Consider the following 18,540-nt stretch of genomic DNA (forward strand, 5'->3'; position numbering starts at 1 on the left):
CCTATGTAAACATGGACTTCACCTCATTATAGATCCTGTTAAAGTTTAACTGTAAATCCTTTTCCGTATAGGCCCTTGGTGGTTTCGGAAGCCCCTTTGGAATCTCGGGGCGCTCGAACCTGACCTTTCTGTCCTTGCCATCCGCAAACACGACAAATTCCCCTTGCTTCAGCTTAAAAAAGATTTCTGCCCGTCGCTTGGGAACCTCTCTTTCCCCTTTGGTAATTCGGGCCTCCCAGGTCAGCCCCGTCGCTTTACTGATACTTTTGGTCGGATCCTTAACAATTTCGAAGAAACGTTCATAGTATTTGGCGGTATCCGGATCGTTCACCTTCCCAAAGAACTGATAGGACAGATTGCTGAGTATGGCCCTACTGGCCTTTTCCCCGTACAGCATATCGTTCTGGATTTTATCCTGCATCACGTACACCGTGGCGATATCATAGCTTCGAAGGGTAGCTGGGATGCGGTGCATGTGCAGGAGCCTGATGGTAGGTGCCTCCTCCAACAGTATGAATGAGGGCAACCTTTTTCGTTCACTCATCTGTTTGGTGATGGTATGCAAAATGGTGGCAATGATCGGTGATAACGAGGCATCCTTTTTGGGGTTGTTGACCACACAGATAACGGCCGGGTTTTCCGGATTGTTGATATCCAGTGGAACATCATCTGAAGACAGCACCATGAATATCTTTTTGGTGCTGATCTTTTTAAAGGCATTGGACAAGGTGCTTTTCACACCGGCCGTTTGCCGTTCGGACCCCACACCACTGATAAAGGCATCCGCCATGGCCCTGGAGGTCAAATCCGCTTTTAGGAATTTAAGGAGCCCTTTGGTCCCGAGCTGCTGATAAAGTGCTATGAGGTGCGGTATGGTGCAATAGTCCTTATAATCCGTCTTTAGACGCCAGATCAATCCACTGATAAGCCCTTCCACGGCATCTTTAAAAAAGCGCGAGGTACTGTTGTCATCAGATTCCTTGGTCTCCATGAGGTTTTCCAAAAGCACTCTTGAAACTTCATAGACGCTCTCTTCGTCAGGTAAATATTTTGGGGCAATGGGATTGACCCTGTCATATATCGGGTCAAAAGAAACCAGATAGAAATTGTTCCCACTGTTTAGGTATAGGGGATATGCCATTTCAGTGATCTCGAAATTCTTATAGTCATGAATAACACCGCAGAACTTATGTTCTTTAAAATGTTTCATCAAGCTGTAGATAATACTTTCTGTTTTGCCACTTCCGGCAGCCGCAATGACCGAGATGCCCCTTCTAATATTTTCCAGGACCAGATTGGACCCACGGGTTTTCAAAATCACTTTGTATTCCTTTCGGATGCTCTGGCCTTCATGGTACCCACCATAGGCAGAACAGGCCAGGTTTATACATTGCCATGGCAACACCATCTGTAGCAATGTTTTCAAAAACACTTGAAATTCCATCTTCAACGCGACCATGACGGATACCAAAACGAGGCACATAACGACCATAAAATCCCCGTTACGAACATATTTGTTGACCGTACAGGACACAAGGCCCCCCAGGATCAAGGACGGAATGAGAACTTGTAAGTGTATCATGGTACTTTGTTTAAACGCCTATGGAGCCTGAGCTTATGGCGGATTCCACGCCCCTTTTGAGTTTCATGAGGGCTTTATAGGCCAATTGCACCTTATTGGTGGGCATGGTTGGCAGCTTGACACCAGCCTTAAACAACAATTTAAATGCCGCTTGTTTTTCCGATGTGGGCAGCCCTGCCAACATGGCCAGAAAACGTTTAGGGTCCTTATCCAATACATTTCTTGCCTGGTAGGTTTCGACAAAGTTCCGTTTATATCCAAAGGTGGTATCGAAGGTCTTCTCTGCTGCCCTAAAAAAGGCATCCCTATTAAAGCCCTGTTTTATTGTCTTCCCATTTAAAATGGTCTCTGCCCCCTTATGCTGGGATAAAGGGGAAAGTTTTGATGTATTGCTGGCATCTTTATGGCTAACGATGATATGGACATGGTTTTGCATCCCTTCCTTATTCATGCCCCGTACGATGCGTTTCCCGTTTATTTTATGCGGCGCCTCCCTTTCCAACCGTTCTATCTCCTTTTCAAGGTGTTTTATAGGCCCTTTGGATGCCCCATTCTCAATGGCCCGTAGGTCCTTTTTAAGTTTCAATATTTTGGTGGCATACGGTTGGTTCTCCCGTATTTCCTTATCGGTACCTTTAAAGGTTCTTTCCTTTTCAATGATGGCATAGTATTTTATAGCATCCACCTCTATCCTTTTGTTTCTATGGAACGACGCGGCATAATCCGCCATAAGGGCCCTAACGTATTGCCGAAGTTTATCGGGATCATTCTTGATGGCCTTCAATTCACCTTGGGATGGACTGACCACCATGGAATAGAACTTGGAGTCTTTCTTATTGAGCTTGGCCGTATTGGCATCTATTTGGGCTATGACTTCTTCGGTACTGATGTGATCATGGTACTGGTCAAAAAAGGACTCCTGGAGATCAGGATGCTTGGCCTCGTTTTCCTTATCGAGATAGTTTACAAAATCCCGCACACTACCGTTAAAATTGTCACCTTGTTGTTGTTTACTGATGGCTATATACATTTCACATTTTTGATATTTCGTTTATATTTTGCTATTTCCTCGGGCAACAGCTCCAGCTTTAGATAGGTCTTACCAAAAGGGCTCTTGACTTCTTTCACATTATAGAGCACATGGTTAAAATCCGCTATGAGCCCATCCATTTTTTCCTCCAGACGGTCATATCTTATTTTGGGTACGGTCGTTTCTTCGGCCCATGGCTCCCCTCTCTCTAGGCCCTCAAACTTGGTCTCAGTGAATTCAAGTTCGTCATCCAGGAACCCATTATCATTTTCCACTTCAAACTGTTGCTCGAACAGGGATTGAAGCATGGCTACGGTTGGTAGGGTCTGGCTTTTCTCTATGTCCCTAATGATGGCAATGGCTTGGCCAATCCTTTTTTTGATCCTCATTTCAATGGCACCCAGGCTCCCATCGATGGAATCCAATGGGGACATTTGGTGCACTTCAAAAAAGTCGAGCATCGTTGTCAAGGTTACCGTATGGGAACTGGAAACTTCCTTGGAAAACTCCCGAAAGCGATGTGCCACATCCTTTTTAATGCTAATGGCTGAAAATCGATATTTTTGGTAGGCATCTTCCATTTTTACTGTAAATAATCACCTGTTTATGGGGTATTCAAAGGGTTTTACTGTAAACCACCTGCTTCCTTGTTTTCAACCAACTCTCAAGAACCCTATAAACAGGGACCTTGCGAAGCAAATTAAAAATGAAGCGCTGCGTGAGCACGCTACCCTCTTGCTTCTCCATTTCGTCACGCTCTGGCGTGACAAAATTCCAAACCATCCGATCCCTTCACATAGCTCTTGGGTCGTTACCTTTTAAGGTGTTCCCACTATTTTAAAGGTATCCAATTTGGGGCAACCCTAAAAACGCCATTTGTTTCCAAATACCACCATTTTGAAGTAAAGCCCACGATTATACCAAAAACCGACCTATGGGACGTCAGATGGTACATCCCAGGACTTGTTTATGCATGTACTGGGGTAACATAAAAAAGGCTTCCGAGAAATTCAAAAGCCTTTTGTCCATCACAGGATTTTACTTCATCCATCTAGATATTGAATACGTACTGATAGCTGTACAGGTGCCTAATTGCCTCTTCTTCCAAAAGGGCATTATAGTCCAAGTGGTTTTCAATGGCATAGGCTTTGAGGTCGTTCCCACAGTGTTGCTCCACGTCCTTTTTGGAGGTTTCCAACAGGCGCTCTTGGGTTTCTGCATCGAGGTTTGTGTAATTGTGATATACCATGACCAAAAAAATTAATACTCACTTGGGAGCATGAGGGTACCATTCACAAAGAACAACCGCAATTCATCCAAGGGAAAATCGGTGACGTTATACCTATGGGTCTCAAAGATATTGCCATTTCCATCGCCATAGCTAATGATGGCTTCGCATTGCTTTTCAAATTGTTGTTTTTTGGAAAGCCGCTTGAAATCGATGGTTATGAAATGGCTTCTATTGGATAGGCTCTTTGCAATGACCGAGGCATCCGTAATCAGCCAAAAACATTCCGCTTCATGGGCAAGGTATTTCAGTCCATCGGTAAACCGGGTACCAATCAAGGGCATTTTATAGAACATCTCCGTGCCACAAAAATATTGCAGTTCAACTTTTATTTTGTTAACTTTATTCTTCATTTTTATTTACATTAAGTTTAAAAGTGAAAAGAGGGTGTTGAGTTAAAAGGGAACACCCTCTATTTTTCTTAAATCATTAGGAAGCGTTATCCTCACCTTTAGTTCCCAATAGCAAGATGTCATCCACGACCACTTCGGTAACGTATCTTTTTTCTCCTGCTGCGGTTTCATAGGCGCGTGAAGTCAATTTGCCCTCAAGTGCCACTTCCTTTCCCTTGCCCACGAATCTTTCCACGATTTCGGCAATCTTTCCCCATGCCACAATATTGTGCCATTGGGTATTCTGAACTTTTTCTCCCTTGGAATCCTTATAAGATTCATTGGTGGCGATTGAAAATTTAGCGACTTTCTTGCCACTTTCAAGGTTTGTGATTTCTGGCACGTTTCCCACGTTGCCAATCAACTGTACTTTGTTTCTTAGAGTACTCATAATTAAAAAATTTAAGGATTAATATTGACCTGTCCGAACTCTTCAGAAAGGCTTTGTTATTGATTTACTTATTATATCCAGAGCGTTTTCCTGCTTTTGTTTTTTTAGCTTTTGTTGCGCTTCCTTTTTGTTGATTTTGTAAGATTCCATAAGTTCCATTTTAGATTTACTTCCCATAGAGCCGACGCTGTTACCTTTTTTTGTTGCTTGGTGGCTTTCAATATTCAGGGTTGTATGAACATATAAAAAGTGCGAGCGAGTTTACCCTGAGCGTGGACGAAGGGAGCCTGGTTATGCTGTCTTCAATCCTGAATGTTGTTATTTTGCTGTCAAAAAAAGGGATGGCGGTGTTGGCCCGGGATGTGGACCTAAATGCCTTGGGAAATACAGAATCATTGGAAGCGGAACAAAATGTCAATAGATAACCATTATTTGGCGGACTTGATCCGCACTTTTTACTTGGAATGCAGCCCTTAGACTGCGCTCAGGACAGGTTTACATTTTCAGAAAAGCGGAAAGGGTTAACGACATGGAAAGTCAAAAGTGATGATTAGGTCCAAGACATTTGTTAATGAAGCTCTTTTCCCGTCATGTAGCCCTTCGCGAAATGATGGGGAATGTGCTGAATGGCCTATTGAGATACGCTTCCCATTATTTGAAATAATATTATTAAAACAGCTTTTCTTGAATATCCAAAATACCGTCTTCTTTTGAAATCCTATCCTTTTTCAGAATATCCTTCAAAGCTTTTCTTCGCTTTTCATAAATCCATAGTCTCAGGTTTTTTAAAAGCCCTTTTTCATAGCCTGAAAGTTCTTTTGGTGCTATTTCGGCCATGGCCTTTAACTGTTCCTCCTTTTTGAATTGTTTGGCATATTGTAAACCTAACCAGGTGTAAATATTCACCCATTCAGTTGGCATGGGCGCTTCATAAGTTCTTGGCATGATGTAGGCCAAGGTCTCAGTCAGTGATGCCATTTTCTCTTTTGACATCGAACAAATGATTCGTGATAGTTTTATTCTACCGAGGATGTCCCTTGGTATGGTATCTTGCCATGCCGATTTAAAGACGATGATTGGGCTTGCCAAACAATCCATAAAATCGAACACAAAATCACTCTTGTCCGTTTTGGTTGGTTGTACTACTTTTTCTTTGGCCGCTATTGGTTCGCATTCAAAACCAAAATCGAACTGAACTACTTTTAAATTTTCCATAATTTGGTATTTTAGGTTAAACACTATGTAATCATACTTGCTAAAACGTGGTATGGTCAACTCCCTTCAATTACCTCAATAAAAAAAAGAGCCGACACGAATGTCGACCCTTCTCCAAACAACAAAAGCTAATCGTTCAATTCCTGAACTTGTTTTTCAAGAACTGTGATGCGCGCTTTCAAACGTACTTCACGCTTGTTTCTCTCTGCTGCATATTCCTTTTCAATATTGGCGATCTTGGTTTTATAGTACCCTTGCATCGCCCTGTAGAATGACATGTTTGTTAAGTTATTGACGTGATTGCTTTCCCCAAAATGCACTTGCTTGGTCAGGATATACCGAATCAACCTATAAAGGATGCCCTTTTTGAAATGCTTTTTAAAATGCTCGGCAGTTTCCAAATCGGTCATCTTGGATGTGTTGCCCAATAATTTTGAAAAGTGCTTTTGTCGACCGACATAGTCCACATTGTTTTCAAATAAGGTTAATGAGAATGCGACCATTTCATCTGTTGAAAGTGCCTTTTCCATATCGATATATGTCGTCTCACGAATCATCTGAACCACTTCTTCAAATTGCTTGTTGGTCTCGATATGTTTCTTACGGATTTCCCTTTCTTTGATTTTAACGATTTGTTCTTCAGGTGTACAATCGGCCATTTTCCTTTTGGACATCGGCTCTGAATAGGTGGAATTTTCAGTTTCAGAATGGTCAACTATTTTCACAAAAATTGCTTTGTTCACATACGTTTTTGGATGGAACATGATGCCCGCAACAAATCCATTTTCTTTTGCGGAACGGTACGTTTCCAACGCTTCCCTGTAATTCCCAATGGCCTCATCAAGTTCAGCTTTCAGCTCATCTTCGGAATAATCGTAATGTTGTTATTCGACCTTAATGGCTTCCATGGTAGGTGCCATTGGTTCTTCAATGAGTTCAACATCATCCAGAAGATAGACTTTCAAGCCATTCTTTTCCAATTGTGAAATTATAAGCTGATTATTATCATCCTCTGCCCAATACTTTCGAATTTCGGGAATCAAAAGCACATGCTCTTTTTTCGATTTCTCAATCAAGTTCAAAAACGACCTATTCTTCTTTGTTTCATAACAGGCCGATTTTGTGCACACCATTTTACCATCGCCAAACAAATTCCCTTGATTGGCTGCATTGAACGGACATGTTATACAATCACCAACTTTAGTGGTTAATTTTTCATCGGTTACATCAAAAGGTGCTTTCTCCAGATCATAGGTCTGGTTCTTGATCATCTGATTGATCTGATGTGCATTGAAATGGTCCCCCATGGTTTCCAACATCATGTGCTGTTCCCCTGGATCGAAAAGCGCAACACCTGTCCCTAATGAAATGGTCATTTCACCACTGCGAACAAATGCCTTAAAACCTTCAATGAGGCCTGCTAATTTCAGTCGTTGCCTTACAAAGTTTTCTGGTCTTCCCAATCGCTTTGAAATCTCTAATGGCGAATATTTTTCGCTTAGGTAGGCCATTGCTTCGGCTTCTTCGGTAGGCTCAACATCCTGTCGTTGCAGATTTTCGATGATTTGAATTTCCAATACATCATTATTATCGTATTCACTAATGATGCATGGTATTGTTTCCGTTTCCACCAACTTACAGGCACGATACCTTCGCTCGCCCATGACGATGATATAATCCTTTCCGGATTTACGGACTGTAATGGGTTGCAGGACACCGTGCTCAGTGATGCTTTGGGACAGTTGTTTAAGAGCTTCCTCATTAAAGGATTTTCTCGGTTGCATTGGATCTGGAATAATCCTTTCCATACTGAGCTCTTGGACTTGGAGCCCAATGGTAGGTCGTACCAATTTTTTCTTGACCTCATCTTTAACGGTGGCTGTTGCCTTTCCCCTTTTTCTTGCGGTACTTGCTGTTGTTGTCATAATAATTAAATTTTAGATTAAACAATATTTGAGCAGGAACCAAACGGAAGCTAAAATCTTGGCTCAAAAGGAAACGGAATAAATAAGCAAGGGAATTAGCGAAGGCTTTATGCCGTAGTCTTTTGATGGAAGTATTTTACGAGTTTATCTTTGTACCAATATTGATATAGATAACCCTCTTTTAAACAGAAGCCATTTCAGTATTTTCATAATACTTAAGCTTTAAGTTAAATAAGGGTCCTGTCGCATCTAATAAGGTTTAATTGTAACGAATTATATATTTCTTCAAAAAAAGAATGCTCAAAGGTTACTGTTTCCCAAAGTCGATTAATATCCACGAGGTGTATTACAACTTAATCCTAAAATGAAAGGATAATTTATATTACTTTTTATAGATGTACAGAACCCTAAATCATTAAATTACCATTTTCTAATAATTTCTTTTTCTATAGAAACATTGGCTTTATGAATAAACTCGTTTTTAGTTGCGTTATAAGTATAATCTTTTTGCCAGTTTTTAAGAACATCTTAATTCGTCAACAAAAGACCAGTAGGTGTTTTTTGAATAAGCCAAAATAAAACTTGATGAATTAAAGGGTTAAATAACATATTATTGGACTTGTTTATTTAGAGAAAAACGATCTTTTAGCTTTTGCATGTCTTCACCTATCTTTTTTTCAATCACTCTAGCGTAAATTTGAGTTGTGACAATTTTGGTATGACCGAGCAATTTAGATACCGTCTCTATTGGAACTCCATTGCTCAAAGTTACGGTTGTTGCAAAAGTATGTCGGGCCATGTGGAAGGTAAGGTTCTTTTTAATGCCACTCATATCAGCTATTTCTTTTAGGTAGCTATTCAACTTTTGGTTGGACAAATAAGGCATCAATCTACCCGAATATAGTGTTCTTGGATGATTTTCATATTTCTTTATCAATGACTCGACTACAGGTAACAGAGGTATTTTTACAGGGATCTTTGTTTTTAGTCTTTCTGACATTATCCAATCACTTCCATCAATCCCCATTAAAATATTATCTTTTTTAAGCTTCATTATATCAACATAGGATAGTCCTGTGTAGCAACCAAAAACGAACAAATCCTTAACTGTCATAAGTCTATCTATAGGACAGGATAGACTCTCTATTCTTTGAAGTTCCATTTCAGTAAGGAATTCCCGCTCCCTTTTCTCTATTTTCGGTTTGAACATAACAAATGGGTCCCGATCGATCCATTCCATATTGTAAGCGAGCGTAATCATTTTTCTGAGTCTCTGAATATGCTTCATTGCTACATTGTTGCTGATGGTTCCTTGCGATGACCTGGACTGGTAGGATCTTAGAAAACTTTCAAGACCAATGATGAATTCATAATCCAAATTTTGAAGGTGTATATTTAGGGTTTTATACTTTTCCTTTAAGTATGTTAAAATATGCTTTTGTGTTGTTTTGTAGTGCCCAACTGTATTGGCCTTCAGTTTATGCGCCATATTTTTATTGTGGTACTCAAAAATATCAATAAGGGTGTAATCAATTTTATCCTCACCCAAATACCTGGACTTGATGAGCTCAGAAGAGAGAATTCTCTTTTCTGTCTTTAAATCACGATAACATTGTACTATTTGTGATTTCACTTCCTCGAGATATAAATTCATTTCTCTGGCAATGGCATTATGGCCTCTCACCTTTTGGGCCTTGGCATCCCAAGAATTTATGTCCACTTTATGTTTAAGGCTTATGTTGGCATTCTTGCCATTCACCGTGATTCTGGCATAAATATTTGTCTGGTTGTTTTTTGCTCGTTTTTTATAAATCCAAAAAAGCACTGAAAATGTGAAAGAAGTACGCATAGTTGTCGTCTTTTTGTTTGTTAAACATTCATTGAGACGAAAGTCAAATCAACTATAGCAAGGTTTTTAAATATTCAAAGTTCAACTTTTAATGATGTTGACGATATGTTGACGATTAAAAATTGAATGTTGACGATTTGTGAACTTTTAAAGTTAAATATTCTATCTTTAAATATAACCCTAAAAACGATAAAACCCCCCTAATTATATAATTAGCGAGGTTTTGATTTAATATATTACTCTTAAAAGCGGTCTGGACGGGACTCGAACCCGCGACCTTCGCCGTGACAGGGCGACATTCTAACCAACTGAACTACCAGACCGTTGCTTTATTGCGGTTGCAAATATACACGCCTTTTTTAATATCTCAAATGTTTTTTATGTTTTTTTATGTTTTTTTTTACTGAGCAAATTTCTGTCGCTCTACCATATAGGTAGTCAGTATATTATTAAAGTCTTTATTAATATCTGCCTCAACATATTTTATTTTGTATTGTGCACATTTTAAGCGTAATGATGTAAAATAATCATCAACTGCTTTATAATAATTTTCCTTTATTGAGTCTGCGTATAAATTAATATACTCCCCAGTTTCAATATCAATAAAACGTTTTGGTTTATTATCGAAATGGAATTCCAGTTCTTTTTCCTTATCAAACACATGAAATAATACAACTTCATGCTTATTATATTTTAAATGACGTAAAGCTTCAAAAAGTTTTATTTCATCTTCGCTTGTTTGAAACATATCAGTAAATAAAAAAATCATTGAACGCCTATGGATTTTCTCTGCTATTTCATGCAAGTATTTATAGGTTTCGGTTTGTTTATTTACTGGCTTTGAAATTAAGGCTTCAGTTAAATGATTTAGCAACATTTGATGATGACGCTCACTACCTTTCTCAGGCGCATAATAATCGTAAGCATCACTATAAATACTTAAACCTACCGCATCACGTTGTTTTTTTAAAATGTTCATTAATGCTGCTGAAGCTAAAACGGAAAATCCAATTTTATTTAACTTATCAATTGAAAAGGTTTCCATTTTAGGAAAATGCATCGAGCTACTATTATCTATAATAATATGACATCTTAAATTAGTTTCGTCATCATATCTTTTAGTATAAAGCTTATCTGTTTTAGCAAATAACTTCCAATCTATATGTCGTGTACTTTCTCCTTGATTATAAATTTTATGTTCTGCAAACTCTGCAGAAAACCCATGAAACGGACTTTTATGAATGCCTGCGATAAAACCTTCAACCACTTGTTTAGCAAGCAATTCTAAGTTTTTAAATCCTTCAGATTTATTAAGTTCGTTTTGTAAATTCATAATGGGTTATTAAATAACTCCATCAACAATACCATAAGTAACAGACTCTTCAGCTCCCATCCAATGGTCACGATTAAAATCTTTCATTACTTTATCAAAATCTTGTCCACAGTTATCCGCTAGAATTTTAGCACTTAATTCTTTCGTTTTTAAAATTTCTTGTGCTGTAATTTCAATATCACTAGCCTGCCCTCTTGCTCCACCACTAGGTTGATGTATCATAACACGTGCATGTGGTTGGATAAAACGTTTCCCTTTAGTTCCTACAGATAGTAATATAGAACCCATAGACGCAGCCAATCCTGTGCAAATTGTAGATACATCGCTGTTTAAAGATTTAATACAATCGTACATAGCAAAACCAGATGTTACATAACCACCTGGACTATTAATATATAATTGAATATCTTTTGTTTCTAAAGCATCTAAATACAACAACCTATCTATTACATGCTTAGCAGATTTATCATCTACCTGTCCCCATAAAAACACTTTACGTTCTTCTATTAATTTGCTATCTATAGCATCTTGTACTTTTATTGTTTTACTCATAATTAGTTTAATTTTTCATCTAAAATAAAAAAAGGTTTACCATTATAGTAAACCTTTTTAACTTTCTTTTTTAATATGTTTTACAAAAGAGAATCTATTGCCTCTGTATAAGCATTTTTTGGAGCTACACCAACTTGTCTTCCTACTACTTCTCCGTTTTGAAAAACTAAAACTGTAGGTATATTACGAACACCGTATTTAGCAGCAAATTCTTGATTGGCATCAACATCAACTTTACCAACAACAGCTTTTCCTTCGTATTCGCTACTTATTTCTTCAATAATAGGCCCTACCATTCTACATGGTCCACACCAAGCAGCCCAAAAATCAACTAGTACAGGTTTATCACTTTTTAAAACCGTCTCTTCAAACATCGCATCTGTTATCTCTAATGCCATAATATTTATATTTTAATATGTTTTTTAATAATTCTAATTATGCAAAATTAGTCATTTTTTTTCCTAAAGCTTACAAGCTAGCAATTTGTTTTGTTTATAGCTACATTGTTTGCAGTTATTTAAACTTTTTATCGAATTAAAAATAATTATATTTCTTTTGCTTTTAATTAAATAGCAAAAAGAATGCCATTGCTTTCTTTTGCATAACTTTCAACTTTCCAAAAAGATAATTTCTATTAATTTAGCTTATAATGTAAATTTCTCGCTTCAAGTTCACTTATAAGTTCTTGACAAACTTTAACCTTTTGTTTTCTACTTGGCATTGAAAGTTTTATCTTTTCTTTTGTATCATAAACTAAAAAATTAAGCATTTGATTACCTGGATGCCTATGAAATAATTCCTTTAATGCTATTATTTTCTGCTCATTTAAATCATTTATATCAACTTGAATAGAAAGCTTTTTAGCATAATTTTCCATAACATCATGCAACAATTGGAAATTATTAAATTGTAACCTCGGGTCACTCTTCTTACCCGTATCTTTATTAACCCAACCTTCACGCACAAATGTTTTAACAAAAACAAAATTGTTTTTCATTAAAAAGTGCCTAAACTTTAAATACTCTTCTCCAAAAATTCTGAATTCAAAACTATCTGTGTAGTCTTCAATTGTAAATAAAGCCCATCCTTTACCTTGTTTACTAACCCGATGTTGCACATCGGTAACCACGCCTCCAAAAACTATTTCTCTATTTAAATAGGGCTCTAAATTATTGAACATTGCTATGGCACCATTACAAAATGTTTTTATTTCAGTTTTAAAATCATCTAACGGATGACCAGAGATATAAACACCTACAACTTCACGCTCTTTACTTAGCTTCTCCATAGTCCCCCACTCTTCGCATGGTGGCACTTGAGGTTCTGCTATTTGTACATCACTAGCATCACCAAACAAACTAACTTGTGCGGAATTTTCGTTTTCCTGATGTTTTGCCCCGTACTTAATTGCTTTTTCTAAAAAAGTAATTCCATCACCATCGTCATGAAAATATTGCGCTCTATGTGTTGACGCTAACCCATCAAAACCACCAGCTAAAGCTAAATTTTCGAATGCTTTTTTATTTGCTGCTCTTAAATCTATACGTTTTGCGAAATCGAATATAGATTTATAATGACCTTCTTTTTTTCTATTTTCAACAATGGTCATAACTGCTCCATGTCCTACCCCTTTTATGGCTCCCATTCCAAAACGAACAGCATAATCTTTATTTACAGAGAATTTATAAAATGATTCGTTAACATCAGGCCCAAGAACATCCAACTTCATGCGTTTACATTCTTCCATAAAAAACGTCACTTGTTTAATGTCGTTCATATTATTTGAAAGCACAGCAGCCATGTATTCTGCAGGATAATGTGCCTTTAAATAAGCTGTTTGATAAGCAATCCAAGCATAACAGGTTGAATGCGACTTATTAAAAGCATAACTTGCAAAAGCTTCCCAGTCTTTCCAAACCTTTTCTAGAATTTTTGCATCATGACCATTTGCACTTGCCTGCTCAATAAATTTAGGTTTCATTTTATCAAGTACAGCAATTTGCTTTTTTCCCATGGCTTTACGCAATACATCGGCTTCACCTTTAGTAAATCCTGCCAATTTTTGGGATAGCAACATTACCTGCTCTTGATATACTGTAATACCGTATGTTTCTTTTAAGTACTCTTCCATGGCTGGTAAATCGTACTCAATATCTTCATCACCATGTTTTCTACGAACAAAACTTGGAATATATTCCATTGGTCCTGGACGATAAAGTGCATTCATCGCAATTAAATCTTCAAAAACAGTAGGTTTTAAATCTTTAAGATGCTTTTGCATTCCAGGAGATTCATATTGGAATACCCCAACTGTTTCACCTCTTTGGAATAACTCATAAGTCTTTTCATCATCTAGAGGGAAATTATCTGGATCTAGCAAAATATCATGTTTTGCTTTTACAATTTTAACCGTATCCTTAATTAGAGTTAAAGTTTTTAATCCTAAAAAATCCATTTTTAGAAGTCCCGCATCTTCAACTACAGAGTTGTCAAATTGGGTTACATATAAGTCTGAATCTTTTGCTGTTGCTACAGGAACGAATTTGGTAATATCATCTGGTGTGATAATTACACCACAAGCATGAATACCAGTATTACGAACAGAACCTTCTAATGTTCTTGCAAGGTTTACTGTTTCTGCTTGTAAATCGCTACCATCAGCTATATTTAAAAGTTCGTTAACTTTCTCTAAATCTTCAGCTCTAAACTTTTTACTTAATTCTTTTTCATCTAGTCCAAAAATCTTTCCAAGCTTAGACATTGTTGGAATTAATTTTGCAATTCTGTCGGCATCAAAAAGTGGCAAATCTAAAACACGTGCTGTATCACGAATAGATGACTTTGCTGCCATCGTACCGTAAGTAATAATTTGTGCTACTTGATTACTTCCGTATTTATTGATTACATAATCCATAACCCGACTTCTGCCTTCGTCATCAAAATCGATATCAATATCGGGCATACTAATACGATCTGGATTTAAGAAACGCTCAAAAAGCAAGTCGTATTTAAGCGGATCGATATTCGTAATCCACAAACAATAAGCAACAACAGAACCTGCTGCCGAACCACGTCCTGGACCAACAGACACGTCCATATTTCTGGCTTCTCGAATAAAATCTTCAACAATTAAAAAATATCCTGGATAACCTGTGTTTTCTATAACGCTTAGCTCAAAATCTAATCGTTCTACAACTTCTTCTGAAAGTTCTTCTCCATACCTTTTTTTTGCGCCTACAAAAGTTAAATGTTTTAAAAAAGCATTCTCACCACGTTTGCCTCCATCGGCTACATCTTCATCTTTTTTAAATTCATCTGGAATATCAAAAGCAGGTAATAAAACTTCCCTTGCTAACTGGTAACCTTCAACTTTATCTACAACTTCTTTTATGTTTGTAATTGCCTCTGGAACATCTTTAAACAAGGCTTTCATTTCATCTGAAGACTTAAAATAATAGTCTTGATTTGGTAAACCGTAACGATATCCTCGTCCGCGACCAATTGGTGTCGCTTGCTTTTCTCCGTCTTTTACACACAGTAAAATATCGTGTGCATTAGCGTCCTGTTGCTTGCAATAATAAGTATTGTTGGTTGCAATTAATTTAACATCGTGCTTTTTAGAAAATTCAATCAGTATAGGGTTAACACGATTTTCATCTTCTTGATTATGTCGCATTAACTCAATATACAAATCATCACCAAATTGTTCTTTCCACCAAAGCAAAGCCTCTTCAGCTTGATTTTCTCCTACATTTAAAACCTTACTTGGCACTTCGCCATACAGGTTTCCTGTAAGGACAATAAGGTCTTCTTTATACTGTTCAACTAATTTTTTATCGATTCTAGGGAGATAGTAAAACCCATCAACAAACGCATGAGATGATAATTTTGCAAGATTATGATATCCGTTTTTATTTTTTGCTAAAAACACTATTTGATAGCCATTATCCTTTCTAGTTTTATCTTGATGATTTTCGCAAACAAAAAACTCACAACCAATAATTGGTTTTACTTCTTTTTCCGTAACCGTTTCTCCGCTTTCTTCGGCTGCTTTAATTTTAGCTTTAACCCCGCTATTATGTCTGTTCGCTGCATTTACAAAGTGAAATGCTCCCATCATGTTTGCATGATCTGTTAAGGCAACGGCAGACATATTGTTTTCTGCAGCAGAAGCAACTATATCAACAACACTCATGGTTGATTGTAATACAGAAAACTGTGAGTGATTGTGCAAGTGAACAAAATCTACATCTTCTAAATCGGATACATTTTGCTTAATTTCTTCAGAAGAAATTTTACTGCCTTCAGCTTTTTTAAGACGCTCACGAATTTTAGCACTTTCCTTTTTAAGGTTTATATGCTTTAATCCTATAAGCTGAATTTCGTTAGGGTTTGCCTCTTTAAAATTTTGGAAATATTCCAGCTCAACATCAAGCTGCTCTTTGGTATACTCTCCTAAACGAACCAATTCCAAAAAACATCTTGTAGTCGCTTCAACATCGGCTGTTGCGTTATGTGCTTCGGAAAAAGGCTTATTAAATAAATGTTGATGTAACTCTGTTAATGTTGGCAACTTAAACTTACCGTAACGTCCGCCAGGAATTTGGCATAAACTAGCTGTATGCTCTGTACATGTATCTAAAACAGGTAGTTCTTGTAATGAGTTTGCAACTCCTCCTCTCACAAATTCGGCACCCATAATATTAAGATCGAACTTAACATTTTGCCCAACAACAAATTTGGTTTTGCTTAATGCTTCATTAAACTTTTCTAATACTTCTGCTAAAGAAACACCTTGCTCTTCGGCTAATTCTGTTGAAATACCATGGATTTTCTCGGCATCATAAGGAATATTAAATCCTTCTGGTTTTACTAAATAATCTTGATGATCGATACAATTACCCATAACATCGTGTAATTGCCATGCAATTTGTATGCACCTAGGCCAGTTATCTGTATCTGTTATTGGTGCGTCCCAACGTTTTGGTAATCCGGTGGTTTCTGTATCGAAAATTAAATACATTAAGTAAGTTTATTTGTTTATAATTTGGTTCGTTTAGAGCAAAAAACGAAGTGTATAAAAATACATAGAATTTATACTTTTTTAAAGGATAGTTATAAAGAGTTTTAAACAAAAAAACGCAACCCAATGGGTTGCGCATAACTAACTAAATAATTAATGTTTATGACACTAATTCCTCATGTACTTTTTCGGTATTAATTGCTGCTTGAATCGCATTTTTTTGATTGAATAACAGCGAATCAATACTTGGTGGTAAAGTTCTATCTTTCAAAACTTCATTATATTCATCAAGGCTTGCTTTTTCGCCTTTAATAGCCTCTTCTAAAATAGCCTCTTCGTCATTCGATGAGAATAAAGATTTTAAGCTCATCCAATTTCTGTGCATTGTTCCTTTAAAACTACCAGATTCTTTTGGGTCTTCACCGTAGCGTAAAATTTCTGTTCTAATTTGTTTAGCAAACTCACTACGCTCTGTAGCTCTTCTTCTAAAAAATATTTTTAAATCTGTGCTATCAACATGATCTGCAGCATTTAAATACCCTTTTTCAGCATCATAATTCTTGACTAATAATTCATTTAATTTGTTTGAAATTTCTTCCGTGTACTTCATAATATCATTTTCATTTTTAAATTTCAATAATTTATTTTAAGATGCTTATTGTTTCACATCATCATATACAATATAAGTGATAAGACTACCTTTGTCAAGGTATTTAACAAGGTTTGTGATTGTTTTAAGAGGGCTTTAACACAATTATTTATCTCTTAAAATTTATATTACTTTTGAAAAACAATATTTTTATTATGAAATTAAAAATTTTACTATTAGTGACAATTGTTTTTTTTAGCTGCAAACAACAAACCAAAAGTATACCTCTTTACATAGGCACTTATACATCTGGTGACAGTGAAGGTATTTACAAACTACTATTTAATACTGAAACTGGCGAACTTAAAGATTTAAGTTTGGCTGCAACTATTGATAACCCATCGTTTATAACATATTCTCCAAACAAAAAAAACATTTATGCAGTTGGTGAAGGTGATGATGGAACTGTGTCATCATTTAAAGTTGAAGAAGCAGGAACATTGCAATTAATAAATAAAGTGAAAAGTCATGGAGGCGCGCCATGCCATATTTCTACAAATAAAGAAGGAAATAAATTGGCTACCTCAAATTATGTAGGTGGCAATATGGCTTTATACGATATTAAAGAAGATGGAAGCCTTAATGAAGCTTCACAGGTTTTTGATCATAATTCTCTTGAGCAAAAGTCTCACGTACATTCTGCTCAATTTTACAAAAACAATCTTTTTGTAGCAGATTTAGGAAGAAACGCCATGTATTTATATAAAAAAGAAAGCAATAACAATTACAAACTGAAGGACTCTTCTATTGTAAAATTTACCAAAAATGCTGGCCCAAGACATTTTGCATTAACTAACAACGGTGACTTTATTTATATAATAAATGAATATGCTAGTACCATTACTACCGCAAAAAAAGTTGGAGATAGTTACGAACTAATAAATCACACATCAACGCTTTCTAAGGATTATTCTGGAGAAAATTCATGTGCAGATATTCACTTATCTAAAAACGAACGTTTTATATATGGTTCCAATAGAGGAGAAAACTCCATAGCCGTTTTTAAAAGAAATACAGAAACAGGAACCATAGAAAAAATACAAAATGTACCTGTTCATGGTGATTGGCCTCGTAATTTCACATTAGACCCTACAGGGAAATTTTTATTAGTTGCAAATAAAAAAAGTAGCAATATATCGGTTTTTAGTGTTGATGCTTCCTCTGGAGAATTATCGTTTTTAAATGATATTGCTTTACCAAACCCTGTTTGTCTTTTATTTTAAACTAAACGCATCATTTTCAACACAAATAAAGTCTTGATAATTAAAAAAATATAGTATCTTTGCGCCCTCATTAATAACCGAGGTCGAG

General features: G+C 36.6%; 15 protein-coding genes and 1 tRNA gene. 1 reads left to right on the forward strand and 15 read right to left on the reverse strand.

What is annotated here, in order from left to right; translation table 11 throughout:
• Window position 1: 1 nt before the first annotated feature.
• The 15 genes from BT151_RS01880 to BT151_RS01955 all read right to left on the reverse strand — a co-directional run bounded on the left by BT151_RS01880 (window position 2) and on the right by BT151_RS01955 (window position 17,190).
• A complete protein-coding gene (locus BT151_RS01880) occupies window positions 2-1,582 on the reverse strand; it encodes a type IV secretory system conjugative DNA transfer family protein (RefSeq protein ID WP_143144238.1) in 1,581 nt (526 codons plus the stop codon).
• Between the two features lie 10 nt (window positions 1,583-1,592).
• Complete coding sequence (gene mobB / locus BT151_RS01885; protein WP_072400060.1) at window positions 1,593-2,612, reverse strand: MobB family relaxase; 1,020 nt, start codon at window positions 2,610-2,612, stop codon at window positions 1,593-1,595.
• Window positions 2,603-3,193, reverse strand: a complete 591-nt coding sequence (locus BT151_RS01890) for a BfmA/BtgA family mobilization protein (protein ID WP_072400062.1) — start codon at window positions 3,191-3,193, stop codon at window positions 2,603-2,605. Before BT151_RS01890 ends, mobB begins: the two co-directional genes overlap by 10 nt.
• 679 nt (window positions 3,194-3,872) lie before the next feature.
• Complete coding sequence (locus tag BT151_RS01900; RefSeq protein WP_072400066.1) at window positions 3,873-4,253, reverse strand: DUF6876 family protein; 381 nt, start codon at window positions 4,251-4,253, stop codon at window positions 3,873-3,875.
• A 76-nt stretch (window positions 4,254-4,329) separates the two neighbouring features.
• A complete protein-coding gene (locus BT151_RS01905) occupies window positions 4,330-4,683 on the reverse strand; it encodes a single-stranded DNA-binding protein (protein ID WP_072400068.1) in 354 nt (117 codons plus the stop codon).
• A gap of 669 nt (window positions 4,684-5,352) precedes the next feature.
• Window positions 5,353-5,898: a hypothetical protein gene (locus tag BT151_RS01915; RefSeq protein ID WP_072400072.1), complete on the reverse strand. Its 546-nt coding sequence runs from the start codon at window positions 5,896-5,898 to the stop codon at window positions 5,353-5,355.
• A 128-nt stretch (window positions 5,899-6,026) separates the two neighbouring features.
• On the reverse strand, window positions 6,027-6,710 hold the full coding sequence (locus tag BT151_RS18765) for a hypothetical protein (RefSeq protein ID WP_245794687.1): 684 nt from the start codon (window positions 6,708-6,710) through the stop codon (window positions 6,027-6,029).
• Between the two features lie 72 nt (window positions 6,711-6,782).
• Window positions 6,783-7,823, reverse strand: coding sequence for a ParB/RepB/Spo0J family partition protein (locus BT151_RS18770; protein WP_245794689.1), 1,041 nt, complete (start codon window positions 7,821-7,823; stop codon window positions 6,783-6,785).
• Between the two features lie 610 nt (window positions 7,824-8,433).
• The gene (locus BT151_RS01925) at window positions 8,434-9,672 is read right to left on the reverse strand and encodes a site-specific integrase (RefSeq protein ID WP_072400074.1); all 1,239 of its coding nucleotides are present in this window, start codon (window positions 9,670-9,672) and stop codon (window positions 8,434-8,436) included.
• A gap of 249 nt (window positions 9,673-9,921) precedes the next feature.
• Window positions 9,922-9,995, reverse strand: a tRNA-Asp gene (locus BT151_RS01930).
• 77 nt (window positions 9,996-10,072) lie between these two features.
• Window positions 10,073-11,005: a DUF58 domain-containing protein gene (locus BT151_RS01935; RefSeq protein WP_072400076.1), complete on the reverse strand. Its 933-nt coding sequence runs from the start codon at window positions 11,003-11,005 to the stop codon at window positions 10,073-10,075.
• A 9-nt stretch (window positions 11,006-11,014) separates the two neighbouring features.
• The gene (locus tag BT151_RS01940; protein WP_171946598.1) at window positions 11,015-11,557 is read right to left on the reverse strand and encodes a ClpP family protease; all 543 of its coding nucleotides are present in this window, start codon (window positions 11,555-11,557) and stop codon (window positions 11,015-11,017) included.
• Between the two features lie 80 nt (window positions 11,558-11,637).
• Window positions 11,638-11,955, reverse strand: coding sequence for a thioredoxin (gene trxA, locus BT151_RS01945; protein ID WP_072400080.1), 318 nt, complete (start codon window positions 11,953-11,955; stop codon window positions 11,638-11,640).
• A gap of 236 nt (window positions 11,956-12,191) precedes the next feature.
• Window positions 12,192-16,580 carry a DNA polymerase III subunit alpha gene (gene dnaE / locus BT151_RS01950; protein WP_072400082.1) on the reverse strand — a complete coding sequence of 1,463 codons (4,389 nt, stop codon included), beginning with the start codon at window positions 16,578-16,580 and terminating at the stop codon, window positions 12,192-12,194.
• Window positions 16,581-16,740: 160 nt separating this feature from the next.
• Complete coding sequence (locus BT151_RS01955) at window positions 16,741-17,190, reverse strand: ferritin-like domain-containing protein (RefSeq protein ID WP_072400083.1); 450 nt, start codon at window positions 17,188-17,190, stop codon at window positions 16,741-16,743.
• A 194-nt stretch (window positions 17,191-17,384) separates the two neighbouring features.
• Between BT151_RS01955 and BT151_RS01960 the strand changes: the two genes are divergently transcribed.
• The gene (locus BT151_RS01960; protein WP_072400084.1) at window positions 17,385-18,452 is read left to right on the forward strand and encodes a lactonase family protein; all 1,068 of its coding nucleotides are present in this window, start codon (window positions 17,385-17,387) and stop codon (window positions 18,450-18,452) included.
• Window positions 18,453-18,540: the final 88 nt, after the last annotated feature.

Origin of the sequence: Flaviramulus basaltis, from assembly GCF_900114265.1 — a bacterium.
Lineage (GTDB): Bacteria > Bacteroidota > Bacteroidia > Flavobacteriales > Flavobacteriaceae > Flaviramulus > Flaviramulus basaltis.